Genomic DNA, 26,602 nt, shown 5'->3' on the forward strand with positions numbered 1-26,602 from the left:
GCTGGCCCCGGCCGGTGCCCGGCTGCGGGCCGTCCTGGACCGGCTCACCGGCGCCCCCGCGGCCAGCGGACCCGACCCGAGCACCCGGATCGCCGATGCCAGCACCGACGAGATCTTCCACCTGATCGACACCGAGCTCGGCCGCCGAGCCGGCTGACCCGAGGACGGGACCGCACATGTCCAACGAAGAGAAGCTGGTCGACTACCTCAAGTGGGTCACCGCCGACCTGCAGCAGGCGCGCGCCCGCATTGCCGAGATGGAGAACCCGCAGCGCGACCCGGTCGCCATCGTCGGCATGTCCTGCCGGTTCCCGGGTGCGCAGGACCCGGACGAGCTGTGGCGGGTCGCCGTCGAGGAACGCGACGAGATCACCCCGTTCCCGACCGACCGCGGTTGGGACCTGGACGCCCTCTACGACCCGGACCCGGCCAAGCCCGGCCACATCTACATCCGCGAGGCCGGCTTCGTGGCCACCGCCGGGCTGTTCGACGCCGCGTTCTTCGGCATCTCCCCGCGCGAGGCGCTGGCCATGGACCCGCAGCAGCGGATCCTGCTGGAGTCGGCGTGGGAGGCCCTCGAGAACGCCGGCATCGATCCGAGCACGCTGACCGGGTCCCGCACCGGGGTGTTCGCCGGGCTGGTCGAGCAGAGCTACCTGGACCTCGACCCGCCGGAGGAGTTCGAGGGCTACCAGATGACCAGCAAGCTGAGCAGCATGGCGTCCGGGCGGATCGCGTACACGCTGGGGCTGCAGGGCCCCGCCGTGTCGATCGACACCGCCTGTTCGTCGGCGCTGGTCGCGGTGCACCTGGCCGCCCAGTCGCTGCGCTCCGGCGAGTCCACCCTGGCGCTGGCCGGTGCCGCGTACATTGCCGCGCACCCCGGCGGCTACCTGGACGGCTCCCGGCAGCGGGGACTCGCCCCGGACGGCCGGTGCAAGCCGTTCTCCGCCGCCGCCGACGGGATCGGCTGGTCCGAGGGCGCCGGGATCCTCGTGCTGGAGCGGCTTGCCGACGCGCGGCGCAACGGTCACCGCGTGCTGGCCGTGGTCCGCGGCAGCGCGGTCAACTCCGACGGCGCCTCCAACGGGCTCACCGCCCCGAACGGGCTCGCCCAGGAGCGGGTCATCCGGCAGGCGCTCGCCGACGCCGGGCTGACCACCGTCGACGTTGACGCGATCGAAGCGCACGGCACCGGGACCCGGCTCGGCGACCCGATCGAGGCCGGGGCGCTGCTGGCCACGTACGGCGCCGGCCGCCCCGAGGGCCGTCCCGTGCTGGTCGGCTCGCTCAAGTCGAACGTCGGGCACGCCCAGGCGGCCGCCGGGGTCGGTGGCATCGTGAAGATGGTGCAGGCCATCCGGCACGGCGTGCTGCCCCGCACGCTGCACCTGGACGAGCCGTCGCCGTTCGTGAACTGGTCGGCCGGCGACGTCGAACTACTCACCACCACCCGGCCGTGGCCGGGCACCGATCGACCCCGCCGCGGCGCGGTCTCCGCGTTCGGCGCCAGCGGCACCAACGCCCATCTGCTGCTCGAACAGGCACCGGAAACCCGGGAGCCGTCCGGCGACGAGCCGGAGACGGTGGTCGCGGGGCCGCTTGCGTGGGCGGTGTCGGCGAAGACACCGGCCGCGCTGCGGGCCCAGGCCGCCCGGCTCGCCACCCACGTACGGTCGCTGCCCGCGAGCGACCGCCCGGACGTCCTGCGCGACGTGGCGTACTCGCTGGCCACCACACGTACGGTGTTCCCGCACCGGGCGGTGGTGGTGGCCGCCGACCGGGACACCGTGCTGGCCGGCCTGGACGCGCTCGCCGCCGGGGAGAGCGCCGAGAATCTGATGACCGGCACGGCCGCCGACCGGGGTCGTACCGTGTTCGTCTTTCCCGGCCAGGGCAGCCAGTGGCCGGGGATGGCGACCGCGCTGCTCGCCTCCTCGGACGTGTTCGCGGCCCGCGTCGTCGAGTGCGTCAAGGCGTTCGAACCGCACCTGGACTGGTCGTTGGACGACGTGCTGCGCGGCGTGCCCGGCGCGCCGGCCCTGGACCGCATCGAGGTGGTGCAGCCGGCCCTGTTCGCCGTACACGTGGCTCTTGCCGCCCTGTGGGAGGCGGCCGGAATCCGGCCGGACGCCGTCGTCGGGCACTCCCAGGGCGAGATCGCCGCAGCCGTCGTCGCCGGCGCGATCTCCCTCGCCGACGGCGCCCGCATCATCGCGGTCCGCAGCCGGCTCGCCCGCCGGCTGGAAGGGCGCGGTGGGATGGCCGCGATCGGCCTGCCCCGCGCCGACGTCGAGCGGCGCCTGGGGCGCTTCGCCGACCGGCTGACCCTGGCGGTCGAGAACGGCCCGGCGTCGGTGCTGGTCGCCGGCGAAAGGCAGGCCCTGGACGAGTTCGTCGCCGAGTGCGTTGCGGCCGGCGCGCGCACCAAGCGGTTCCCGGCCGACTTCCCGTCGCACTCGCCGCACGTCGCCGTCGTACAGCAGGAGATGCTCGAAGCCCTCCGCGACGTGCGGCCCCGAGCGGCGACCGTGCCGCTGTACTCGACGGTCACCGGCGGGCGCCTTGACACCACCGGCATGGACGCCCGCTACTGGTACGCCAACATGCGCCAGCCGGTCGAGTTCGCCACCACCCTGCGCGCCCTCGCCGACGCCGGGCACGGCACGTTCATCGAGGTCAGCGCGCACCCGGTGCTGGTCGCCTCGCTGCGCGACAACCTGGGCGTCGACGCGCTCGTCGGCGGCACCCTGCGCCGCGACACCGACGCCGTGCGCACCTTCCAGCTCGCCCTCGCCCACCTGCACACCCAGGGCCTGCCCGTCGACCGGGAACACCCGTTCGCCGGGACGAACCCGCGGGTCGTTCCGCTGCCGACGTACGCGTTCGAGCACACCCGTTACTGGCATGTCGCCGCCGGCCGCACCGGCAACGCCACCGGTCTCGGCCTGCGCGACACCACCCACCCGCTGCTGGGCGCGGCCGTGTCCCTGGCCGGCGGCGACGAGACGGTGTTCACCACCCGCCTGCCCGGCTCCGGCAACCCGGCGGTCACCGACGCGACCCTGCTGGAGATGGTGGCCCGCGCCGGCGACGAGACCGGCTGCACGACCGTCCGCGAACTGTGCACGATCACCCCGCTGGAGATGCCCGCCCGGGGCGGCCTTCAGGTCCAGGTCAGGGTCGGGGCGCCCGGAGAGCGCGGCCGGCGCCCGGTGACCGTGCACGCCCGCCCCGGTGACGGCGACGGCCCGTGGACCCGGCACGCCGAGGGCACCCTCGGCGTCACCATCACCGCTGAGCAGGAACCGATCGCGGACTGGCCGTCCGCGCCCGAGGCGGTCACCGACTCACCGCACCTGTACGCCGAGGTCACCCTTCCGGAGAACCTCGCCGGCGAGGCGGACCGGTACGTTCTGCATCCGGCCCTGCTTGACGCCCTGCTGAACGTGGCCCCGGGCGACGGCCCGATCCACGCCTGGAGCGACTGGCACGTCCACGCCACCGGCGCCACCACCCTGCGCGCCCGCCTGACTCCGGCCACCGGCGGCGGGTTCAGTGCGGTCCTCGCCGACCGCACCGGCCGGCTCGTCGCGACCCTCGGCGCCGCCGAACGCGGAGCGCACACCTCCGGGCGGCAGCCGGTGCCCGATGCGATGCTCGCCGTGCGGTGGACACCCGCCGAGGTCACCGGCCCGACCCCGGACCACGACTGGGCCCCGCTGATGCCCGCCGACCCGGACCACCCCGACCGGCTGCGCGCCGCCCTGGACCGGGCCGCCGCGGCCACCGCCGTCCGGTACGACTGCGGCGGCGAGCCCGCCGGATCACGCACCGCCGAGCAGGCACACCTGCACACTAGCCGCGTCCTCACCCTGGTGCAGGCGTGGCTGGCCGACGAGCGGCTCACCGACGTTCCCCTGGTGATCACCACCAGCGGCGCGGTCCCGGCCGGTGGTCCGGTGACCGATCCGGCGGCGGCCGCCGTGTGGGGGCAGCTCCGCTCAGCGCAGTCGGAGAACCCGGGCCGCTTCGTGCTGGCCGACATCGATCATGACGACGACCCGTACCCGATCCTGTCGATGATCGCCGCCAGCGGCGTCGCGCAGGCCGCCATCCGCTCCGGCACCATCCTCATCCCGCGCCTGCACCGGGTCGGCGCCACCGCGTCCGCTCCGCAGTGGACGCCCGGCGGCACCGTCCTGATCACCGGCGGCACCGGCGCGCTGGGCGCCCTGTTCGCCCGGCACCTGGTCACCGCACACGGCGTCACCGACCTGGTGCTGACCAGCCGCCGCGGACCCGCCGCGCCGGGCGCTGCGGAGCTGGCGGACGAGCTGACCGGACTCGGCGCGCGGGTGCGGATCGCGGCCTGCGACACCGGGGACCGCGAGGCGCTGCGCGCGGTCCTGGACGGCATCGCACCGCAGCACCCGCTGACCGGAGTCGTCCACGCGGCCGGTGTCATCGACGACGGCCTGATCACCTCTGGCACCACCGAGCGGCTCGACGCCGTACTGCGGCCCAAGGCCGACGGCGCGTGGCATCTGCACGAGTTGACCCGCGACCTGCCGCTGACCGCGTTCGTCCTGTTCTCCTCGCTCGCCGGGGTCATCGGCGGCGCCGGCCAGTCCAGCTACGCCGCCGCCAACACGTTCCTGGACGCGCTCGCCGCCCACCGCCATGAGCAGGGCCTGCCAGCCACCTCGATCGCCTGGGGCGTCTGGCAGATCAGCGGCGCCGGCGGGGAGCTCAGCGTCGCCGACATCGACCGCATCGCCCGCGCCGGCTACCCGCCGATCGCCACCGGCGCCGGGACGGCGCTCTTCGACGCGGCGCTCACCCTCGGCGAACCCGGCGTCGTGGTCGCGCCCCTGGACCCGGACGCTCTGCGCGCGCGGCCCGACCAGGTGCCGGCCATGCTCGACGCGGTGCTGCGCCTGACCCGCCGCGAGGCCGCCGGCAACGACGCCGCGCAGGCGGGCCTGCTCGAGGAACTCGCCGGGCTGCCCGCCGGCGAGCGCCGCGACCGGCTGGTCGACCTGGTCCGTGCCGAGGTCGCCGCCGTGCTCGGCCACGCCAACCCCGGTGAAATACCGGCCGACCAGCGCCTGTCCGACCTCGGCTTCGACTCGCTGACCGGCGTCGAGTTCCGCAACCGGCTCGGCGCGGTCGCCGGGCTCCGGCTGCCGGCCACGTTCGTCTTCGACCACCCGACCCTGCTGGACGCCGCCGGCTACCTCGCCGGCCGGCTGGGCGGCGCCGACCAGCCCGCCGGGCCGGACTTCGCCGCCGACATCACCCTGGCCGACGACATCCGGCCTGCCGACGAGCTGCACCGGGTCGTGGCCGACCCGCGCGAGGTGCTGCTCACCGGCGCTACCGGCTTCCTCGGCGCCTACCTGTTGCGCGATCTGGTGAGCCAGACCCGGGCCCGGGTGCACTGCCTGGTCCGCGGTGCCGGACCGGACGAGGCACGCCGGCGGCTGATGGACAACCTCGACTGGTACGGCCTGACCGGCCAGATCGACCAGGACCGGATCGTCGTCGTCCCCGGTGACCTGGCCGCGCCCCGGCTCGGACTGACTGAGCAGCACTACGACACTCTGGCCCGCACCGTCGACGCCGTCTACCACGCGGGCGCGGCCGTCAACTGGGTGCAGCCGTACGCGACCGTGCGCGACGCCAATGTCGGCGGCACCGCCGAGATTCTGCGACTGGCCGCCCGGTTCCGGACGGTGCCGGTCCACCACGTGTCCACCCTCGGCGTCTACGTCGGACGTGACACCGGCGGCGCCGGGCTGCGTGTCGGCGACCCGGCCGGCCCGGGGGAGCGGCTGCCCACCGGCTACACGCAGAGCAAGTGGGTGGCCGAGCAGATCATCGAGATCGCCCGCGGCCGGGGTTTGCCGGTTTCGATCTACCGCATCGACCTGATCGCCGGCGACCGGTACTCCGGGGCCTGCCAGAGCCGCGACTACGTGTGGCTGGCGCTCAAGGGCATGGTGCAGAGCGGTGCCGTCCCGGAACCCATTCCGGTGCGGTTCCGGCTGATGCCGGTCGACTACACCAGCGCGGCCATCCTGCACATTTCCCGGCAGGAGCAGACCGCCGGCGGCACCTTCCACGTGGCCGGGCACGGCGACATCGGGCTGGACGAAATGATCGAAGAGCTGCGCGGTACCGGCTACCCGCTGACCGAACGGTCCGCCGACGACTGGCGGGCGGCGATCATCGGCGACCCGGCCAACGCGCTGCTTCCACTGCTCGACGCGTTCGACGTGATGGCGGCCGCGCCGGACCGCTTCTACCCGCCGGTGGACGACCGCGAGACGGTCGCCGCCCTGGACGGCAGCGACATCGCCTGCCCGCCGGTGACTCGCGAGTTCTTCCGCCGCCAGGTGGACTTCTTCATCAACCGGGGATGGTTTCCCAAGCCCGGCGACGGGGGAGCGGCATGACGACCGAGAGCTGGGTACGACGGTTCACGACCGCCTCCGCCGACGCCCCGGTGCTGGTGTGCCTGCCGCACGCCGGCGGGTCCGCGTCCAGTTTCTTCGCCCTGGCCCGCGCGCTGCCCCCGGACATCGAGGTCCTCGCCGTGCAGTACCCGGGCCGCCAGGACCGGCTCGCCGAACCCCTGGTGGACGACCTGGAAGTGCTCGCCGAATCGGTCGAGCGGGCGCTGCTGCCCTGGTCGCACCGGCCCACGGCGGTGCTGGGCCACAGCATGGGCGCCACCGTCGGGTTCGAGCTAGCGGCCCGCCTGGAACGCGACGGCCGTTCGCCGCTGGGCCTGATCGCCTCCGCGGCCCGACCGCCGTCGCGTGCCGGGGACGCGAAGGTGCACCTGCTCAGCGACGCGGCGCTGCTGATCGAGGTGGAGATCCTCAGCGGCGCGGCCATCACCGACCCGGTGCAGGCCGAGTTGGTCCGGGCCAGCCTGCCGGTGATCCGCAACGACTACCGCGCGCTGGAGACCTATCCCGGTGGTACCGGGGCGTTGCGGTGCCCGATCGCGGCGCTGGTCGGCGAGCACGATCCGCGGGTCGCCCCGGATGACGCGCGGGCCTGGGCACGGCACACGTCCGGGCAGTTCGTATGCCATTCGATGCCGGGCGGCCACTTCTATCCGGCCACCCACCTGCAGCCGCTGGTCGCGGTGGTGACCGAACTGGTGGCCGGCTGGTCGCAGTTCGCCGGCGCCCGGGTCAGCCGCTGACGGTCACCGCGGTCACGACCAGCCCCCAGTCCGCCACCGGTGATCAAGAGGTTCGGGTCAGGGACGTCTTGAAATGACGCGAACCTCTTGATCACCGCGGGGGGCGGCGGGGGTGGGAGTGGGGGGACCGGCGGGCCTGGTGGAGGGGGGAGGGGTGCACGGACCAGAGCAGGCGGCGCCACCAGGGTCGGGCCGAGCGCAGGTCGGCGATGTAGGCCGTGGCCACCTCGGCGGCGCGGGCCGCCTGATCGGCCGCCGCGGCCTCGGGGGCGAAACCCACCTGATTGAGCAGCGTCGCCAGCTCGTCGACGGCCGGCTCCGCGCCGGGCACGCCGCCTCCGGGTGCGCCGCCGCCGGGCACGCCGCCTCCGGTCGTGGCGCTGCCGGATGCGCCGCCTCTGGTCGTGCCCGCTCGGGCTTCGGCCAGGGCCTGGCGGGCCTGCGCGGCCACCTCGGTCGCCGCCAGGTCGTCGCCGACCGGGCGGCCGGCCAGTCGCAACGCGTCGGTGACCTCCCGCCAGGCGCCGGCGATGCGCTGGCCGGGGTCACCCCCCGCCAGTCGCTTGCGGGTGAGGGAGCGACGCATCGCCAACAGAGTGAGCAGCAGCGCCCCCACCACCAGCAGCAGGGCACCGCTGCCGCCCGCGACCAGCACCGGCGTGGACACGCCACCCCGTGCGGGCGGGCCCTCGGGGGCGGCCACCGGCTCCGGCGACGCGGTCGGCTCCACGGTGGGCGCCGGCGCCTCCGACGGCGGCGGGTCCTCCGGGGTCGGGCGGAAGTCCTCCTCCACCGGCCTCGGCTCGTTCTCCGGGCGGGGCAGCGGGTCGAACGCCACCCAGCCCAATCCGTCGAAGAGCACCTCCGGCCAGGCGTACGCATCACCGGCCCGCACCGGGCCCTGCCCACTGCAGGAGAAGCCGACCACCACCCTCGTCGGCAGACCGGAGAGCCGGCCGAGCACCGCGAACGCCGCCGCGAACTGCTCCGACGTCCCGCGCTGCCCGCCGCCGTTGCGCGGACCGAAGAGGAAGAAGGCCAGGTTCGGGTACGCGTGCCCGCTCGGCGCGTCGGCCACCACCCGGTAGTGCTCGGCCAGGAACTGCTCGATCGCCACCGCCCGCGCGTACGGGGCGCCGTTCTCCTCGGCGAGCTGTGCCGCCAACCGGCGCAGCGGGTCGGGCACCCCGTCGGCGACCCGCAGCACCCGGGCCACCTCCTCGCCGGCCGGCACGTTCGCGGTGGCCAGCAGGTTGTTGTCCGGGCGTTCCCGGGCCGACGTCACCGTGTACCGCAGCCCCGGCGTCAGTCCCTCCGGCCTGATCAGCGTTCCCGTCGCCGGGTCGTACGCCACCCGCGCCCCGCTGACCTCGCGCGGCGTCGCCACGGCCGGCAGCAGCCGACCGCTCAGCTCCGCCACGGTGATCTCCTGCCGGACGGTATCCACCGTGCTGTCCCGGGCCGGCGCGGTGGCCGGCAGGATCCGCCCCGCGTTGCGGTACGTCGCACCGACCCGCCAGGTGATCCCGTCGTAGTCGCTGAGCACCGCCAACCGGATCTGTACGCTGCGGCCCGCCTTCGCGTCGCCCGCGTCGCCGGTCGCTGCGTCGTCCACGCCGCCGGTCGCCTTCGGGTCGTCCGCTCCGCCGGCCGACGGGGTGGCGCCCACCGTGCTCACGTCGAGGAGCTTCTGCTCCGGGCGCAGCGCCCACCCGGAGATGCGGATCAGCGGGTTCTCGTCGAGCGTCTGCACCTGCGGTGGCTCCACGTACCGGCGCGGGTCCACCGGACGCCCGTCGACCTGACCGGCGACCACCGGGCCGAGCAGCGCGACCAGGCCGATCACCAGCGCGACGCCGAGCGCCGCCGAGACCGCCAGCCGAAGCCGCACCGCCGCGCGCATCCCCGGGGCGAGACCGGCCGTCGGGTCACCGCCGGCCGACGGCGTACCCGTCGGCGCGGCCAGCCCGACCGCCGCGACCGCGACGAAGGCAATGGTCGTCCCGATCGCTGGTTCGGCGTTCGGGCCGACCACGTAGAGGGCCGCGGCGTAGAGCCCAGCCGCCGGCAGGTAGCCGAGCAGCACCCGGCCGGTGCGCAGCGCCACCTCCGCCCCGGCCAGACCGGCCAGCCACGCCGCCACCACCGGGACCAGCACCGTGTCCGGTGTGGGCTCCACGGGAATCATCGCGGTGAGCAGCCGGGGAATGCCGTTGCGTGCCGCGTCCGCGCTCACCTCCAGCAGGCTGCCGGGCAGGTCGGCGCGGGCGGCGGCCAGCCGCAACGACCACAGCGTCCACCCGGCCATCGCCGCCATCGACACCGGCGCGACCAGCCAGGACGGCAGCCGTCGGGCGGCGACGCTGACCAGCACCGAGCCCACCGCCGCGCCGATCACCAGCCGGGTCAGCAGGTCACCCGCGTACACCCGGCCGAGCACCACCCCGGCGAGCGCGGTGAGCGTGATCAGCGCCAGCGGCACGACGGCCGCCCGCAACGCGCGTACCACCCGCTCTGCGGCGCTCGGTCCGCCGGCCGCCGGTGGCGCCTGTCGAGGGGCCGCCGTCTCCTCCTGCGGCGCGATGCCCGTCACCACCGGCGTACCCCGTCCCACTCGGCGGCGAACTGCGCGCCGTCCACCGCGTCGACCACCACCAGGCCGGCCGTGCCCGCCGGCGTCGGCTCGGCAGCGCCGAACACCCCGACCACCACCGACGGGTACGCGCCGCGCAGCGCGCCGACATGTCCCAACCCGTCCCGCCCACCGGGGCCGGTCAGGAAGATCAGCGTGTCGCCGAGCCGGTCCTGGCGCAGCCGGGTGGTGACCGCGCGCAGCGCCTCGGCCTCGTCGGACAGGTCGGCGGCGGCGAGCCGGTCCAGGGGCCCGATCTCGGCGTCCCCCGCCGGGCCGCGCTCGATCAGCTCCGGGCCGACCAGCAGCATCAACACCGGCAGATCCGCGCGGTGCGCGGCGGTGACGACCGACGCCGCCGCCTCACACGCGGACTCGAACGACTCGGCCACCCCGGCGGACCGCTGCGGGTGCGCGGCGGCCCGGTTGTCCAGGAGGACGACCAGGCGGGGCAGGCTGGTGTCCACGTTCTCGCGCACCATCAGCTCGCCGACCCGGGCGCTCGTGCGCCAGTGCACCCGACGCAGTTCGTCACCCACCACGTACTCCCGCAGCGAGTCGAACGTGATCGACCCGTGCGGCACACCGTCCACCCGGCCGTCGAGGCTGCGCCCCGCGCCGGTGGGCACCGCCGTCAGCGGATGGATCCGGGGATGCACCCAGACCGGCGTCGTCCCGCCGTACGGGCGGGCCAACGCCACCAGACCCAACGGGTCGCGCCGGGTCACCCGCAGCGGACCGACCGGCACCACCCCGCGACGGTCGGTCGGCACGTCGTAGCGGACCTCGGTGTCCCGACCGGGCCGCAGGCGCAGCAGCGGCACCGGCACGGCACGGCTCCCGCACCGGTCCTCGGCCAGCAGGTTCGCCGAGCGCAGCCGGCCGGCGTTGCGGACGGTAAGCGTCATGCTCGCCGGCTCTCCGCGCGCGACCCGGTCCGGGTCCGCCCGACGGCTGACCACCAGTCGGGGCCGCCAGGCCGCGGTCAGCGCCGCGTAGCCGACGGCCGCGCCGGCCGCCGCGCCGAGCAACGTCAACTCGGGGTACGCGAAGCCGAATCCCAGGCCGAGCAGGACGACGGCGGCGACGAGCAGCCCGATTCCGCGGGCGGTGATCCCCATGGCGCTGCTGCCGGTCAGCCCTGCACCGGGGCGGGCTGCCCCGACGGCAGCGGCACCGGCACCGAGGCGATGGCCTGGCGCAGCACCTCCGCAGGGGTCACCCCGCGCACCTGCGCGTCCGGGGTCAGCAGCAGCCGGTGCGCGAACACCGGTTCGGCGAGCGCCTTCAGGTCCTCCGGCATGATCCAGCCCCGACCGTCGATCAGCGCGTACGAGCACGCCGCCCGGGTCAACGCGATCACGCCCCGAGGGCTGACCCCGACGCGTACCTGCGGATGGGTGCGGGTGGCGGCGGCCAGCCGGACCGCGTACGCGTAGAGCGGCTCGGCGATGTGCACCCGGCGGGCCATCCGGACCATCTCCCCGACGGTCGCGGTGTCGGTGACCGGGGCGAGCGCCTCGGGGGAGCGGACCGTCGCGCCGCGCAGCACCTCCACCTCGACCGCCTCGTCCGGGTAGCCGACGGACAGCTTCACCAGGAACCGGTCGAGCTGCGCCTCGGGCAGCCGGTAGGTGCCGTCCATCTCGACCGGGTTCTGCGTGGCGACCACCAGGAACGGCGCGGGCACCGGATGCCGGACGCCGTCCACCGTGACCGTGCGCTCCTCCATCACCTCCAGCAGCGCCGACTGGGTCTTCGGCGACGCCCGGTTGATCTCGTCGGCGATCACGATATTGGCGAACACCGGCCCCGGATGGAACTCGAAGTCCCGGCTCGCCTGGTTGAAGATGGTCACACCGGACACGTCCGAGGGGAGCAGGTCGGGCGTGAACTGGATGCGCCGCCACTGACCCTTCACGGTCGCGGCGATGGCCCGTGCCAGGGTCGTCTTACCGACCCCCGGCACGTCCTCCAGCAGCACGTGACCCTGGGCGAAGAGCGCCGTCAGCGCCAGCCGGACCACCTGCGGCTTGCCGAGCACCACCGCGTTGACGTTCTCGGCCAGCCGGGCGGCCAGGGCGGCGAAGCCCTGCACCTCCGGCTGGGTGAGCGGCTCGTGGGTGTTCACGATCGGTGGTGCTCCTCGGCTGGTGGTTCAGCAGGTGGGCAGGACGTTGATGTTGTCGCCGCCTTCCAGGTTGAGCCAGGCCCAGGGAATGTAGTTCTTCCCGCTGTACTCGACCTGCACCCACCAGGTGCTGCGCTTGTCGTTGTTGTAGATGTAGGCGTAGACCTCTTCGCCCGACTTCTTGCAGTACGCCTGCAGCCGGGTGCCCGGCTCCGCCCAACCCACCTGCTTGTCGTTGTCCTGCCGGGTGACCGAGAAGATCTCGTTGCCGTTGCGGCCGTCCCGATCCCGATCACAGTAAGTCGACTCGGGCCCGGACGCCCCGTTGCGACACGTCGCGATCCCGTATAGCGGCTGTGTCTTCTGCGCTCTCGTCGCGGTGTCCTTACCGGCGGCGTTGCTCGCGGTCACCGTGAACGTGTACGCCGTGCCCGGCGTCAGCCCCGTCATCGTGATGCTGGAGCACGCCCCGGCCTTCGCCGGCTCACCCGACGTGCTCAGCGAGCAGGTGGCCTTGCCGCCGCCCGCGTCCACGGTGAACGTGACAGTCGCCGACGTGGCCGTCGCCGACGAGCCGGTGACCGTGACCCGGGGCGCGGCGACCGTACGGGCCGTGGCGGTGGCCTCCGGGCCGGGCCCGGCCTCGTTGACCGCCTTCACCTTCACCGTGACGTTCTGGCCGTTGCCCAGCCCGGTGACGGTGGTGCGGGTCTCGGTCACCTCGCTCGTCTTGCCGCCGACGTCCACCAGGTACTTCGTCACCGGTCGGCCGTTCGCCTCGGCCGGCGACCACTGCACGGTGACCGCGCCGGGCTGGTCGGCGACCGTACCGGCCTGCAGGTCGAGCGGCCGGCCGGGTGCCGCGAACGGCACCACCGTGTTGCTCACCGGCGACGCCGCCGAGCCGGCGCCCTTGTCGTTGACCGCCACGACGGTGAACGCGTACTGGGTGCCGAACTCCAACTCACCGGCCGGCACCACCAGTTCCGTCTTCGTCGACTCGCCGGCCGGCGCGTTCGTCCCCGCCGACGTGGCCGTCACCGCGTACTTGGCGATCTTGTTGCCCTGCCCGTTCGCGGCCGGCCACTTCACCACCACCGTGCCGTCCGGCCGCTCCTGCGCCGTGACGCTGGCCGGTGGATCGGGCACCGCGGCGGTCGGGGTCACCGGGTTGCTGCTGCGCGCCGGGCCGTCCCCCTTGGCGTTCACGGCGTGCACCGCGAAACGGTACGTCTCGCCGTTGGTCAGCCCCTTGACCTCCACCGAACGCTGGTTGACGCCCACCTCCAGACGTTGACCGGCACCCTGCACCACGTACTTGATGATCTCAGCGCCGTTCGCGGCGGCCGGCCGCCAACTCACCCGAGCCTGGGCGTTGCCGGCGGCGGCGGTGACGCTGCGCGGCGCGCTCGGCTTGCCCACCCGGGGCTTCTTCGGCGGGGGCGGCGGCGGGGGAGCCGGCGGCGGGTCACCGCCCAGCACGTCGTTGGCGTACTTGTCGACCTCGCGCACCTGGTGCTTGTCGTCCACCACCCGGGCCGTCGCCGAGTCGGGCGAGTTGATGAAGAGGTGGTTCTCCCGCACCTCCATCTCCAGCGGCCCGTTCGCCCTGCCCTTGATGGTGTCGACCAACTGGCCGCCCGCGTCGAAGGAGTAGATGGTGCCGGTCGCCTCGTCGGCGCAGTAGAACCGGTCGGCCCAGGCCACCGCCGGGCTCAGCCGGTCGCCGCTGCCCGGCACCGTGAACGCCCGCTCCTCACCGACGTCACCCACGACCAACACCCGCCGCTCGGCGGGCACCGTCACCGGCACCCGCGACCCCGAGGTGCGGGTCGGCATCGCCGCCGGGCCGGGCAGTGTCAGCGACGTCGGGCGGACCTCACCGCGCTGCACCCGCACCAGCCGGGCGGCCGTACGGTCGAGCACCGCCACCCCGTCGTCCAGGGTGGAGACCACCAGCTCGTGGCTGGCGTCAGCCACGTCGTACGTCTCGACCCGTTCCGGGCTGAGCCCGCTACCTGCCGGCGCGGCCGACGCTGGCGCGGACGGCAGCTTCGCGGCGGTGATCGCCGAGACGGTGCCCTCGCTGGGCACCGCGATCCAGAGCCGGCCCTCGCCGTCGAACGTGCCACCGGTGATGCCCGGGGGATAGCGCACCGGCTCGCCGACCGGGCTCAACGACCGCGGGTCGAGCTGCCGCACGATGCCCTGCACGGCGTCGACGACGAACGCCGCGTCCTCGTGCAGGGCGACGCTCACACCCAGGCCGGGGGTGGTCGGCGTGGTCGCCGTGAGCTGCAGGGTGGCCAGGTCCAGCGAGCTGATCTGCCCGGTCTGCAGATCACGCAGGATCAGCAGCCGATCGGTCTGGGCGACCTGCATCGGATGCCGGCGGGCACCGGGAACCTCGGTGCGGGTGTCCACCCGGGCGGTGACCCCGTTGACCCGGGCCAGCTCGCTGCGTACCCCGCTCCACAGCCAGGAACTCGCGTCGTAGTTGGCCACCGCGTTGTCCGCCGCCCCCAGCCCCAGGACGGTCAGCCCCATGGCGGCCAGCAGCGCGATGACCGTGCCGACCGTCACCAGCCCGCCGCGCAGTCGGGACCGGGAACGGGGGGCGTCGGTCCGCTCGGCGTCGTCGATGCTGGCCACAGCCGGCTGCCTTCCCTGAGTCGTGGCAGGTGGCGTACGCCTCGCGGCGACCCCTCCCCTGAGCCGGGTGCCATCATATGGCCCGGCCGGGAACGGGGAAACCCGCACCGTCACCCCTGTGGATACCGAGCGTGCGCAGTGGACGCCCAGCTCAGCCCGACGATCGCGAACCCGACTGTGTCGACTCGGCGGCGTGGACCGTTCGCGATCAGCTTGGCGGCGTGGACCGTTCGCGGTTGGTGCAGACCTGGCTTGAGGTGGCGAAGCTGTCCGTGGAGTAGACCGCGAGCACCGTGAAGCAGTAGTCCACCCGGGAGCTGAGCCCGTTGACGGTGTGGCTGGTCCGCCCCGGTTCCACGGTGGCCATCACCCCGAGCGCCAGACCGGCCCGTCCACCGGCGACCATGAACGGCACCGCACCCCCGGACGGATCCGTCCAGGTCAGAGTGATCGTCACGACGTCGTCGCGCAGCTTCAGGTCACCGGGAGGGGGGCCGGTCACCGTCGGCGCCGCCGTCACCGCGCCCCCGGGCGGAGGCGGCGCGTCGTCGCGGTTCAGCACCATCGCACCCAGGCCGGCGACCGCAACCAGGGCAACCCCGGCCGCCACCGCCGCACCGATCAGCGTCGCCCGGCTGCGGCCCGTCGAAACACTCTCATCGGCGTACGCGGTCGAGTAGGGGTTCTCCTGATACCGCTGCCCCGGGTACACCTCGTGGCTCGGCTGAGAGGGCTGCCCCGGGTACTGCTGACCGGACGGGTACTGCGCGGCGGGCGGCTGCGTGACGGTGGCCGACGGTCGGTAGGTAACGGGCGCCAGGGGCGCCGCCGTCGTGTCCCGCGGCGGGGCCGGCGCCGGCCCGACGGCCGGGAACACCTCCGTCGACGCGGACGCGAACCCCGACGGTTCACCCTGCACGGTCGGCAACGGCGGGCTCGCGACCGGCATGTTCTCGCCGCCCGCTGTGGACCGGCCGCCCAGGGTGGCCGCGCCGCCCACGGCGACCGTGCTGTTCGGTGTGGTCGTGCTGTTCGGTGTGACCGCGCCGCCCAGGGTGGCCGCGCTATTGGGTGTGGTCCCTGCGGTGTCCGTCGGGGACGGGTCCACGGGGATCCCGCCAGCCGTGGGCAGCGGATGCGGGGGCGGCGCGCTGCTGCTCCAGGGTGGAGCGGTCAGTCCCCAGGGCGGCGCGCTCACCGGCGGCGCGCTCACCGGCGGCGCGCTCACCGGCGGCGCGGAGACGGGCTGGCTGTAGCCGGGTGGTCCGGACACGGAAAACGGGTGGGCGGGTGGTCCGGACACGGGGTAGGGGTGGGCGGGTGGTCCGGACACGGGCTGGCTGTGGGCGGGTGGTCCGGACACCGGGAACGGCTGCGCTGGTGGCCCCGATACGGGGTAGGTGTGCAGGGGCGGCGCGGAGACCGGCGGTCCGTAGCCGGGTGGCCCGGACGCCGGCTGGGTGTGGGCCGCCGGTGGGCCGGAGGCGGGGTGGGGCCGGTCGGGCGGCCCGGAGACGGGTTGGTCGTGGTCGGGCGGAGCCGACACCGGATGCGAAGAGCCCACGGCCGGTGCGGAGGCTGGGCCGACGTGCACGGGCGGCGCGGAGACCGGCTGCGGCGCGGCGGGCGTCGCGCCGACCGCGTGGTGCAGGGGTGGCCCGCTCACCGGGCGGGAGGTCCCCACGTCTGGGGTCGTCGGGACCGTCCCGGAGGGCCCCGGCCCGTCCGTCGTGCGGGTCGCCCCGCTCGGCCCGGTCACTGCGATCCGGGCGGCCTCCTCGGCCAGCAGGGGCTCGATCTGCCGTACCTGAATGGTCGGGTCTGCCCACCGCGGAGCCGGAGCCGACGGTGGGGGTGCCGAGGGCGCGGCGGAGGTCTGCGCGGCGGCTGCCGGGGCCGGAGTCGCCGGATGGGCCGGCAGGTGAGCCGGATCCGAAGCCGACGGCGCGGAGGGCGGTGCCTCGACGACCGGGTGGATCGGCTGATCACTCGTGCGCTGACGCGGCGGTACGGGTGGTGGCTGCTGCCGGACGTACGCCGGCGGCCGGCCGGCCGCCTGAGGCGGCGGCGCGACCGGTGGCCGGGGTGACGCCGGCGGCTGCTGCTCGGTCCGCTGGCGCGGCGGCACCGGATGGGTGGGCGTGGCCGGCGCCGGCGCCGGCGACATGACGGACGCGGCCGGAACAGGACGGCTGGCTGGCGGCGGCGACATGACGGACGCGGCCGGTGCTGGATGGGCGGGAGTCGGGGGAGGCGGTGGGGCCCAGGGCGACGGGGAGGCCGGACGGTCGCCCGCCGCCGGGCGCATCGCGGCCAGGGTCGCCAGGGACAGCGTCGGACCGGTCAACGCCGATCCGGCGCCGGAGTCCTTCGTCGTGGCAGCGGAGCCGGGCGTCGGCGGCCCGACGTCCGGCCGGTTCGGGCCAGGGCTGGCCTCGCCGAGGTAGTCGCGGGCGGCGCGTACCGCCGGGTGGTGCTCACCGAGCACGGCGGGCCCGGCGCTGGCGACGCGCGTGTAGTTGCGGCGGGCCTCGTGCCTGTTGCCCAACTCCTCGGCGACCTCGGCCAGTTCGAAGGCGAGCGCGAGCATCGTCGGCTCGGAATGGTCCCAGCGCCGCTCGCCCGCCGCGAAGGCCTCCTCCAGCACCCGGCGGGCGGCAAGCGGGTCGTCCGCCTCGCGGTGCAGACGGGCCAGCAGGTGCGCGGTGTGCAGCGTCTCGGGATGGTCCTCGCCGTACGGCGGACGGACGGACCCGACAGCGTCCGCGAGCAGCTGGCGGGCAGTGCCGAGGTCGCCCTCGGTGCGCAGTGCGAGGGCCCGTTGCTGGACGGCGGCCAGAGGAGAGGGATGGGACACAGGGCAATGCTGCCCGTCACCGGGCCGCCGACGCTACCCGGCTCACACCCGATCCCGCTTCGGTGACCTCGCGTGACGGGTGTGAGCAGGGGCGGGAGTGCGATTCGGCAGGGACCAGTGGGCGATGTGCATGATCCACGAGTGCCGTGTACAGTAACTCCCCGTGCGGCTCGCCGTGCCGACCTCGGATGGAAAGATCATTTGAGCGGCAAGGTAGGCTGAACGAGCAGGTCCGGGTGGCGGAATGGCAGACGCGCTAGCTTGAGGTGCTAGTGCCCGTATAGGGCGTGGGGGTTCAAGTCCCCCCTCGGACACAGATTTTCCGCATTGGTGCGCACTCTGAGTGCGCATGCGCTGATACTACAGCCGTCCGCCGCAGCATCGGAGGGTGCATCGGGCGGTGTGTGCTCCGCAACCATGCGTTGGTCATCGATGGCGCAATCGACCGGTCACAGCTACAGCGATCTCACCCCGACGCGTAGCAGGCCTTCGTCCGCATGGTGGCTCTCCGCAATGTCTTCGTCGCGGAGGAGGAGCGCCCATGAATCGAACGCCTCCGCCAACGCGGTTCAGCGACGCCGAGAAGATCGGCCCATTCCAAGTCCTGGTCGACCTCCACCTCCACGATCAGGCTCTGGGAAGTTCGTGGGAGCGGTGTCGGGGCGAGGTCCTGACCGACGTGCCGTTGGCTGCCGCTGGGTGTCATGGTGGAGCCGATGGCAGCCCATGAGATCGCCCAAGCGAGCCTGTCCCCGTCGACCGTCTCGGTGACGACACCAGCCGTCGCTGCCCCGCACTCCGCACACGGAGCGATCAGCTCGTGCCCGATGCTCCCGGATTTGGCCATCGCGGGGCCGGGAATCGGGGGAGTGGGATGGGAGCAACCGGGCGCACTGAACGGCAGCCAACTGCGCTCAACGGGGCCGAACAGCGCCCAACGGCATCCACGTCGACCTGCGGCTCCACGTTTCCGCAGGTCAGAGTCGGTGCGGCATCCTGTTTCACACCGAAGAGGTCGCTGGTTCGATACCAGCATCGCCCACTCTCAGTTTGTGCAGGTCAGAAGCCCGTTGCCGGATCAGTCGGTAACGGGCTTCGCCGTATGTGCTGCTTACATTGGGAGCAGATTGGGAGCAGCGCAGCTGGTTCTCTGTTCGGGCCGCCATGGACCTGTCCGGTTGAGTGACCTGATGTGCGGTCCCCAGCGGGCCTGCTGGCTAGTTGAGGAGTTGGGCCGACCGCTGCCGGTGCCGCGTGGCGAGAGGGTGGCCCCGGTTATGGCTCATGGGTTGACTGGCGGCCGTAGGTCCGATGGTTGGCCCATTCGCCGGTCCACAAGGCGAGGTCGTGTACCCAGCTTTCGGTGCTCTGCCGGGACTTGGCCGACCACTTCGATGCGTTCTATCGCATCAGGACCCGGTGACGCCGTCTTGATAACCGGTCATCCGATCCAGGAGCTCGTCTGTGAGCCGCTCGAACGTCTCGACTTCCCGCCGAGGCCGCCGCAGCGGCATTCCACGGGTGTGCAGGAATCTCTGCAGCGGCACTTCCGGGTCTTCGGAGCGCCACCGGCTTAGCAGGTCGCCCGCGTTCGCGCCTTCCTCGACGGCACGCTCTACCAAACCAAGATCGTCCACGGTGATGGCGCCCAGCGGCGTCCGTGACTGGCTTGCAGCGTCCCGGACGCTGCCAAGATCTCCTGGACCCTGCGGTGCACCGAGGGTCCAGGGCAGGCCATCTTCCGGGATAACGATCAGCGGCACGAATCGGGTGCCTGGTAGCAGGTTCCGTGAGGTCAGTTGCGGCAGCTGCGCGGTGAGATGTCGGATGGTAGAGGCCGATCGGGAAGCCTTGTGGTGGGCCAGAACGGCGTTGACCTCGCGGTCCAGCTCTATGGGATCAGCCAACCCTCCGGCAACAGGCTGGGACAGGCGCCGGTTGGTCGCATCCAGGCAGAGCCACATGTGGCCGCAGTCCACGACCCAGTCACACACCCTTGGCTTACGGCTCGCCATAGGCGTTGTCGGCCGTGTCAGGTCCCGGCCAGGGGGCGTTGAACGGGCCCCTCTTGCCGTGGGCGGCCGGAGGCTATTGCTTGCCGGTCAGGTAGCGGTTGAGCTTCTTGAACTGCTCGCTGGCCCCCTGGTACTTCTGCCGGGCTTCCACCGGGGCCTTCACCAGGACATCCCAGCGGGCCTTGCCCTTGGCCGCGTGAACGACCAGCTGGACGACGTCGACGGGCGGGATGGCCTTCGGTCCCGCGTCCACCGCGGGGAATGCGATCCTCCAGCGGGCCTCCTGTCCCACAGCCATGGGCACCGGGGTGCCGGCGCCGTCGGTGCGCACCGCGATGCGTCGGGGCGCACCCGGCTCCACCCCGTTCTGCGACGGCGGGAACACGGTTTCCGGGGTGACCAGCTCAACCTCCACCGAATCCACTGCCTGCGGGGAGACCAGCTGCAGCATCAGACGCGGGGTGCCGCCGTGGCCGGTGGAGTCGCCGTTCATGTCCTCGACCAGCGCGGTGAACTGGGGGGTTCGCTGGTGGTGGAGCATCTGCTCGTCGGCAACTGCGGACCTGTTCGCAGCGGTCGCGCTACGCCACGACCAGACCGCCGCGCCGGTTGCGATGAGGGCAGCCGCCCACGTCGCCGCATCTCCGAGTTCCATCGTCTGGTCTCCTTTTCCCGGCTGCACGCCGCCGGCGACACGATAGTGACCGGTCCGCGTGATCTGCCGCGGGCCGCATCACGGCCCGCGGGCGCCGCCCGGCGTTGCCGTGGATCCGGGGTGAGATCCACAGCTGGGCGGCTAGGGGGGCGAAGGCTTCGTGAGGTCTAGATACTCCTGGACGCCGCGCAACACCGAGGCCAGCAGCATGATTGCCACGGTGGCGTTGCCGTGGGTGTAGTGCGCGGGGTCGGCCTGATGGACGGTGACATGCCGGCTCAGCTGCTCGGGCATCGGGTCGTTCGAGCTGGGCCACCAGGCGACGTAGAACGGTGCGATCGGCGCCAAGGCTGCGCGGAAGCGCAGTTCGGCCATGCCAAGCTTCTTCGGATCGTCGATCTTCGCGAAGGTCTTGGCCTGTTGGTACTTGCCGATCGTCCGGGTGACGACGGTCTCGACGACCGCGACGGACAGAGCTTGTGCGGGTGCGTGGTGGCCGTCGATGTACGCGTCCAGGGCGCTGGATGCCATCGGCAGCATGTTCACGAGGTCGGGGCGGGTGATCTGGCCGAGGGTTTCCCGGCAGTCGTGCGCCACATCGGCGGCCCGGGCCGTCAGCACCTTGACCCTCGCGTCACGGTCAGGGGCGGCCAGCAGGTCCGCCACGATCTCCGGGCGAGGCACCCAGACCAGTGGGATGCCGTCCTCCTGAATGACCTTGAACACGAGATCGAAGTCGGCCTGCTCAGGCCAGTTGGGCGGCATCTTGTCCGTGATCTGCTGCAGCAGGTCACGGAAGCTTTCGGTCAGGCCCGGGGCAATGACCTTCGGCATGATCGCTGACAGGTCCGGCAGCAAAGGCTCCGCGATCTTGCTGAAGTCGATCAGCTGAAAGCGGTCAGCGAACTGCGGTGCAACCACGGCCGTGATCTTCGGGACGAAGGTGCGGAACTGGTTGCCCAGCATCTTGTCGAAGGCAGGCAGTTGCGGGCGGAACGCGCCGACGATGTTCTCGATCACCTCCGGCGGGAGGACCGGCTTCCACGTGCCGCCGGTCAACTCCACGCCAGCCTCGTCCCCCGCGGCGGGGGTCTCACGATCTCCGGCGGAGGTCTCGGCACCTGATGGTTCCTCTTGGATGCCGGTCGGATCGTCGCGTCGGTGCTCGTCGGTGCCGTCGGCCGTCGGTTCGCTGGTCATCGTGGGGCTTACTCCGCTTTCCCGGGGGTGGTCGGCGTCCTCATGGATCAGCGAGGAGGCTACCGGCACTTTGCAAGTTTCAGAGACGTGGATGTCCTTCTACGCCGCCTCCGGGCTGCACGAGCAGGACGTGTTCACAGAGCCGAAGGTGCTGGCCCCGGACCGCGGGTTGCTGCCGCCACTGAGCGTCGACAACGAGGCATGCCTGGCGTGGCGGCCCGACGACTACCCCGACGAGTTCGTGCTCCCCAGACCACCGATGACGACCTTGAGCTGGGCGCGGCTGGTGTTCGCTGCGTTCCAGCTCGCCGCGCAGGCCAACCTCGCCGAGTCTTAGCGCCAGTTTTCGTTCCGATCTTCCTTCCGTCGCGTATTCGATTTGATGCGAATACGCGACAGTGTGCGTGCGAGCGCGGTCAAGGCTGGCGCTGGTGGTCGCGAAGGTAGCAGCCGTCGGCCGTGGACGTTATAGGCGCGCCCTCGCCGCGGGGGCGGGCGCCAAACACCCGCGTTGACCTGCCCGTTTGACAAGCGGATCGCATCAGATGCGAAAATCTCGCATCTGATGCGAGCGGGGGGAGGTCACTGTCGGTGGACGTGGAACGCGCCACGCCGGGGTTGGCGGCCCTGCACCTCGCCGACGGGTTGCGGCTGCTGCGGCCGGACGAGCAGGTGTTCACGGCGATGCTCGACGGCTGGCGTAACCAGCAGCTCGCGCGGAACCTGTCCTTCGGCACCGTGGAGAACAGGCAGCGGGCGGTGCGGGCGTTCGCCGCGCACGCGCAGGCGCTGCCGTGGCGGTGGACTCCGCAGCTGGTCGACGAGTGGTGCACCGATCTGCGGGCCGTGCGCCGGGTACGCCGTTCCACGCTGCGCGGCTACCAGGAGGCGGTCCGGATGTTCTGCGCGTACCTCACCGATCCGGCCTACGGCTGGGTCGGTGAGTGTGAGAAGCGCTTCGGCACGCACCCGGTGCAGGTGGTCCACGAGTGGAACGCCGCGGTCCACGTCGCCGCGGCCGAGGGCGATCCGGCCAAGCGGGCGTTCACGCTCGACGAGGTGCAGGCGCTGCTGGACTACGCCGACGAGCAGGTCGCCAGGATCAGGGCAGCGGGGCGCAAGGGCTGGCTGCCGGCCTTCCGAGACGCCACCCTGTTCAAGATCGCCTACGGGTACGGGCTGCGGCGCAACGAGACAAGGATGCTGGACGTGGCCGACTTTGGCCGCAACCCGCACGCCGAGGAGTTCGGCGAGTACGGCGTGCTCTACGTGCGCCACGGCAAGGCGATGAAGGGCTCGGCGCCGAAGCGGCGCAGCGTGTTGACGGTCTGGGGGTGGGTGCCGGAGGTTCTCGCCGAGTGGATCGGCGACATCCGGCCGCTGCTGGCCGTCGAGGGCAATCCGGCGCTGTGGCCCTCGGAACGGGCCCCCCGGGTCGGGCTGGCGCAGATCAACGCGCGGCTGTCGGCTTACCGCGACGCCCTCGGCCTGGACGCCGGGCTGGACTTCCACTCCCTGCGCCGCTCCTACGTCACCCACCTGATCGAGGCCGGCTGGGATCCGCTGTTCGTGCAGCAGCAGGTCGGCCACGAACACGCCTCCACCACGGCGATCTACACCTGCGTGTCGTCGGACTTCCGCACCCGCACACTGCGGCAGGCTCTCGACGCGACCATGGACGCGGCACTACGACCGGCCCGGAGGGCGCAATGAGCATGAAACGGCAGGTCAGCTACCGGTGGCGGCTGCGGGAGATGATGGCCGCCCGCGACGTGTTCACCGCCACTGAGCTGGTGCCGCTGCTACACGAACGCGGCATCGACCTGTCCGCTTCCCAGGTCCACCGGCTGGTCACCGGCACCCCCGAGCGGCTGTCGTTGCCGGTGCTGGCCGCGCTGTGCGACATCCTGGACGTCACCCCCGCCGACCTGGTTGTCACCACGGCGGCCAACGTCGCCCCGCGCAAGGCCGTCGCCGGAGACGTCCCGGCGCCGGTGGACCTGGCCACGGTCCGGCCCCGGCGGGCCCGCGTGCGACCGGACTGATGGACCGCCACTACGCCACCGCCGAGCAGTACGAACGCTGGTTCATCCGCGACTGCGCCCGCTGCGGTCGGCGGGGCAACTTCGCGGCGCGCTGGCCCGACGGGCACGTCTGCCGCACCTGCCACGACCGGGCACTACGCACCCATGGCCGCTGCCCCAGCTGCGGCCTCGACCGGGTCCTGGCCGGACTGCGCGCCGAAGACCAGGCGCCAATCTGCACCAGCTGCGCCGGATTCTCCATCTCCTATGCCTGTGCCGAGTGCGGGCAGGAGGGCAAGCTGCACGCCGGCCGCCGCTGCACCCGCTGCACCGTCACCCGGCGCGTCGCCGAACTCCTCGACGACGGCACCGGACGCGTCCGGCCCGAACTGGTGCCGCTGGCCGAGCTGCTGACCAGCATGGACAACCCACTCTCCGGCCTGGCATGGGTCTCATCCCGGCACGGTCGCTCCGCCGGGGCCGCCGATCTGCTGCGGGGCCTGGGACGCGGCGACATTGAGCTGACCCACGGGGCGTTCCACCGCCTGCGGCCCTGGCGCGTCGCCGCCCACCTACGCGAGCTGCTCATGCAGTGCGACGTCCTACCCCGCATCGACAAGCAGGTCATGCTGTTCGAGCGGTGGCTGCTCGAACACCTGGACACCGTCACCGAGGCTGAGCAACGCCGGCTGCTGCGCCAGTACACCACCTGGCACACCCTGCCCTGGCTCCGGCGCCGCGCCGAACGCGGACCCATCAGCCGCGCCACCCGCAACGGCCTCGGCCAGCAGGTCCTGCGCGCCGACGACTTCCTCGCCTGGACCCAGGAGCAGGGCGTGGCCCTCGCTGCCCTGCGGCAGGCCGACCTCGACCGCTGGCTCGTCGACCACCGGCCGCACCAGCGGCAACTCCTCAAGCCATTCCTGACCTGGGCCGCACGCGCCGGGCACATGCCCCGCCTGGAGATTCCTCCCTACCGGCCCGGCCAGCAGGCCCCGATCACCCAGCACCGTCGTCTCGCGCTGCTGCGCAAGCTGATCACCGACGAGACCGGCGGACTGCGCACCCGCGTGGCCGCGATCCTCGTCCTGCTCTACGCCCAACCCCTCGGCCGCATCCTGCGCCTGACCATCGACGACATCGACACCACCGGGCCCGACGTCCTGCTGCACCTCGGCGATCCGCCGACACCGGTCCCGGAACCCGTCGCCGAGCTGCTGCTGGCACTGCACGACCAGCGGACCAACATGCGCACCGCCACCAACCGCGACGCCCGCTGGTTGTTCCCCGGCCGCCGCGCCGGCCAGCCCCTCACCGTCGGCACGATGGCCCCGCTCATCCGGGACCTCGGTATCCCGACCGTCCCCGGCCGCCTGGCCGCACTGCGCCAGCTCGTGCTCCAGGCCCCGGCACCGGTCGTCGCCCAGGCCCTCGGCTTCCACCACCACACCACCCAACGGCACCACGCCGCCGCCGGCGGCACTTGGAACCGCTACAGCCCAACCCGCAACGCACCGTGACTGGCGAGCGGTGAATACAAGACGGTTGGATTACCGCACACCCTGCCAGACTCACCGGCCTGCCTTGGCCAGGCCGCCGCCGAAGCGAAGCAGCTGAGCCTGTCTGGCTGACCTCGCTTGTATCAACCACTTGACACAACCAAGGTGTCTCGGCATCCTCGCTTGTATCAAGCGTTTGATACAAGGAAGGTGTCATCGTGGTTGGTGCATGGATTGTGGGGCTCCTGCTGGTGCCGCTGCTCGGCGTCGCGCTGGCCGGCCCGTCCGCGGCGGGCGAGCCCGCAACCGAGCACATCCGACGCACCACCCGGCGCTGGCGGTGGGCCGGCCTGGCCCTCGGGGCGGCGGTCGCCGCCGTCGCCGCCGGCTACGACCCGCTGGGACGCGGCGTCCTGCTGGCCGCACCCCTGTTCGGGCTCTGCGTGCTGGCCGGAGTGGTGGCGGGAGAAAGCCGGGTCGTCGCGCGCCCCGCCGGCAGCACCCGCCAGGCCGCTCTGGAGACCCGGCAGGTCCGCCACTACCTGCCACGCCGACCGTTCCGGGCGGTGGCCGCCGCCGGCACCGCGTTGGCCGTCCTACTGGCCGCTACCACCGCCGCCGGCTCCGCCGACGACCTCGGCCGCGCCGGCCGCGCCTTGGCCTACGACTGCGGCGACTTCGCCGGCGCCCACGGCCCATGGGCCGGCTCCTTCTACAGCCTCCCACTCGCCCTGGTCGTCGGCGTCGGCGTGCTGATCGCCGCGCTGGCGATGCACCGGCTCGTCGGGCGTCCCCGCCCGCAGGCCCCCGCCGGTGACTTGGTGCGCGACGACGCCGAGCGGCGCCGCTCCGCCACCGCCGTCACCGGCGCCTGCGGCGTGCTGGTCACCATCCCGCTCATCGGGATTAGCCTGGTCACCGCAGCCGGACTGCTGTCCAGCCCGTGCCGGCCCCTGTGGTGGACGGCCGCGGCCTGGGGGCTGTTCCTGCTCGTCCCGGCCTGGACCGTCCTGCTGGCCTGGAGCTCCGTCGCCGTCCTTCGCCCCGGCCCCCGCGCCGCCCGGCCCGCCCCGGTGTCGGCGTGAGCACCCCGACCCTGCGGGTCGACACGCAGGACCCCACGCCCCCATACGAGCAGCTGCGCCGGCAACTGTCCGACCTGATGCACACCGGAGCGCTCAAACCCGGCGACCGCCTGCCACCGCTGCGGCAGCTCGCCGGCGACCTCGGCCTGGCCGTCGGCACCGTGGCCCGCACCTACCGCGAGTTGGAGGCGGCCGGGCTGGTCCGGTCCCGACGCGGCGGCGGCACCCGCGTCGCGGACCAGGCGCCCGCGCCACCCGCTGACGGACACCGCCAAGCGCTCGACCGGCACGCGGCCGCCTACCTGCGGCAGGCACGGCTGCTCGGCGCCGACCAGGAAACCGCCCTCGACGCCGTACGCCGCGCCTGGCCCGCCGACGCGTGACACGAATCAGGCCCCGCCGCACCGGAACAACTCGCGTCCTCAGACGATGATCGTGGATGCAGATCTCGCCGCCAGCACCATGCTCGGCGTGACTCACCGTGATTGCTGGACGAGCCATAAACACGAATACAAGACATTTAGATTACGCGACCCTGCCAGTCTCAACGCCCGAGTCCGAGCAGGTGACCACGGCTCGACCGGAGCGCCGCCGGACCGAATGCGCCGGCCTACCGCCCCGTGACGTGCG

The 26,602-nt window shown here is 73.0% G+C and carries 16 protein-coding genes and 1 tRNA gene; 9 read left to right on the forward strand and 8 right to left on the reverse strand.

Going from position 1 to position 26,602, the window contains the following annotated elements; genetic code table 11:
- The first annotated feature begins 176 nt into the window (after positions 1 to 176).
- Positions 177 to 6,461, forward strand: coding sequence for a thioester reductase domain-containing protein (locus OG505_RS04145; protein ID WP_405431080.1), 6,285 nt, complete (start codon positions 177 to 179; stop codon positions 6,459 to 6,461).
- Positions 6,458 to 7,222: a thioesterase II family protein gene (locus tag OG505_RS04150; RefSeq protein ID WP_405431082.1), complete on the forward strand. Its 765-nt coding sequence runs from the start codon at positions 6,458 to 6,460 to the stop codon at positions 7,220 to 7,222. The genes OG505_RS04145 and OG505_RS04150 overlap by 4 nt, the downstream gene beginning before the upstream one ends.
- Positions 7,223 to 7,313: 91 nt before the next feature.
- On the opposite strand, the gene OG505_RS04155 is transcribed toward OG505_RS04150, so the two are convergent.
- From OG505_RS04155 to OG505_RS04175, 5 genes are all read right to left on the reverse strand, one after another.
- Positions 7,314 to 9,836 (reverse strand): transglutaminaseTgpA domain-containing protein, encoded by a 2,523-nt coding sequence (locus tag OG505_RS04155; protein ID WP_405431084.1) that lies wholly within the window; start codon positions 9,834 to 9,836, stop codon positions 7,314 to 7,316.
- Positions 9,812 to 10,975: a DUF58 domain-containing protein gene (locus OG505_RS04160; protein WP_405431086.1), complete on the reverse strand. Its 1,164-nt coding sequence runs from the start codon at positions 10,973 to 10,975 to the stop codon at positions 9,812 to 9,814. The genes OG505_RS04155 and OG505_RS04160 overlap by 25 nt, the downstream gene beginning before the upstream one ends.
- Before the next feature lie 14 nt (positions 10,976 to 10,989).
- Complete coding sequence (locus OG505_RS04165; protein ID WP_358158818.1) at positions 10,990 to 11,985, reverse strand: MoxR family ATPase; 996 nt, start codon at positions 11,983 to 11,985, stop codon at positions 10,990 to 10,992.
- Between the two features lie 27 nt (positions 11,986 to 12,012).
- On the reverse strand, positions 12,013 to 14,637 hold the full coding sequence (locus tag OG505_RS04170) for a fibronectin type III domain-containing protein (protein WP_405431089.1): 2,625 nt from the start codon (positions 14,635 to 14,637) through the stop codon (positions 12,013 to 12,015).
- Positions 14,638 to 14,845: 208 nt separating this feature from the next.
- Positions 14,846 to 17,494, reverse strand: coding sequence for a tetratricopeptide repeat protein (locus OG505_RS04175; RefSeq protein WP_405431091.1), 2,649 nt, complete (start codon positions 17,492 to 17,494; stop codon positions 14,846 to 14,848).
- 230 nt (positions 17,495 to 17,724) lie between these two features.
- Between OG505_RS04175 and OG505_RS04180 the strand changes: the two genes are divergently transcribed.
- A tRNA-Leu gene (locus OG505_RS04180) sits at positions 17,725 to 17,808 on the forward strand.
- A 1,095-nt stretch (positions 17,809 to 18,903) separates the two neighbouring features.
- Here the strand turns inward: OG505_RS04180 and OG505_RS04185 are convergent.
- From OG505_RS04185 to OG505_RS04195, 3 genes are all read right to left on the reverse strand, one after another.
- Positions 18,904 to 19,458, reverse strand: a complete 555-nt coding sequence (locus OG505_RS04185; RefSeq protein ID WP_405431093.1) for a hypothetical protein — start codon at positions 19,456 to 19,458, stop codon at positions 18,904 to 18,906.
- A 124-nt stretch (positions 19,459 to 19,582) separates the two neighbouring features.
- On the reverse strand, positions 19,583 to 20,164 hold the full coding sequence (locus OG505_RS04190; protein ID WP_405431095.1) for a hypothetical protein: 582 nt from the start codon (positions 20,162 to 20,164) through the stop codon (positions 19,583 to 19,585).
- A 141-nt stretch (positions 20,165 to 20,305) separates the two neighbouring features.
- Positions 20,306 to 21,364 (reverse strand): hypothetical protein, encoded by a 1,059-nt coding sequence (locus tag OG505_RS04195; RefSeq protein ID WP_405431097.1) that lies wholly within the window; start codon positions 21,362 to 21,364, stop codon positions 20,306 to 20,308.
- Positions 21,365 to 21,455: 91 nt separating this feature from the next.
- Between OG505_RS04195 and OG505_RS04200 the strand changes: the two genes are divergently transcribed.
- From OG505_RS04200 to OG505_RS04225, 6 genes are all read left to right on the forward strand, one after another.
- The gene (locus tag OG505_RS04200; protein ID WP_405431099.1) at positions 21,456 to 21,701 is read left to right on the forward strand and encodes a hypothetical protein; all 246 of its coding nucleotides are present in this window, start codon (positions 21,456 to 21,458) and stop codon (positions 21,699 to 21,701) included.
- Positions 21,702 to 22,036: 335 nt separating this feature from the next.
- On the forward strand, positions 22,037 to 23,077 hold the full coding sequence (locus tag OG505_RS04205) for a tyrosine-type recombinase/integrase (RefSeq protein ID WP_405434378.1): 1,041 nt from the start codon (positions 22,037 to 22,039) through the stop codon (positions 23,075 to 23,077).
- Positions 23,074 to 23,409 (forward strand): helix-turn-helix domain-containing protein, encoded by a 336-nt coding sequence (locus OG505_RS04210; RefSeq protein WP_405431101.1) that lies wholly within the window; start codon positions 23,074 to 23,076, stop codon positions 23,407 to 23,409. Before OG505_RS04205 ends, OG505_RS04210 begins: the two co-directional genes overlap by 4 nt.
- Positions 23,409 to 24,908, forward strand: coding sequence for a hypothetical protein (locus OG505_RS04215; protein WP_405431103.1), 1,500 nt, complete (start codon positions 23,409 to 23,411; stop codon positions 24,906 to 24,908). The genes OG505_RS04210 and OG505_RS04215 overlap by 1 nt, the downstream gene beginning before the upstream one ends.
- Before the next feature lie 197 nt (positions 24,909 to 25,105).
- On the forward strand, positions 25,106 to 25,972 hold the full coding sequence (locus OG505_RS04220; protein WP_405431105.1) for a hypothetical protein: 867 nt from the start codon (positions 25,106 to 25,108) through the stop codon (positions 25,970 to 25,972).
- On the forward strand, positions 25,969 to 26,355 hold the full coding sequence (locus OG505_RS04225) for a GntR family transcriptional regulator (protein WP_405431107.1): 387 nt from the start codon (positions 25,969 to 25,971) through the stop codon (positions 26,353 to 26,355). The genes OG505_RS04220 and OG505_RS04225 overlap by 4 nt, the downstream gene beginning before the upstream one ends.
- Positions 26,356 to 26,602 lie beyond the last annotated feature (247 nt).

This window comes from Micromonospora sp. NBC_00617, assembly GCF_045161355.1.
Lineage (GTDB): Bacteria > Actinomycetota > Actinomycetes > Mycobacteriales > Micromonosporaceae > Micromonospora.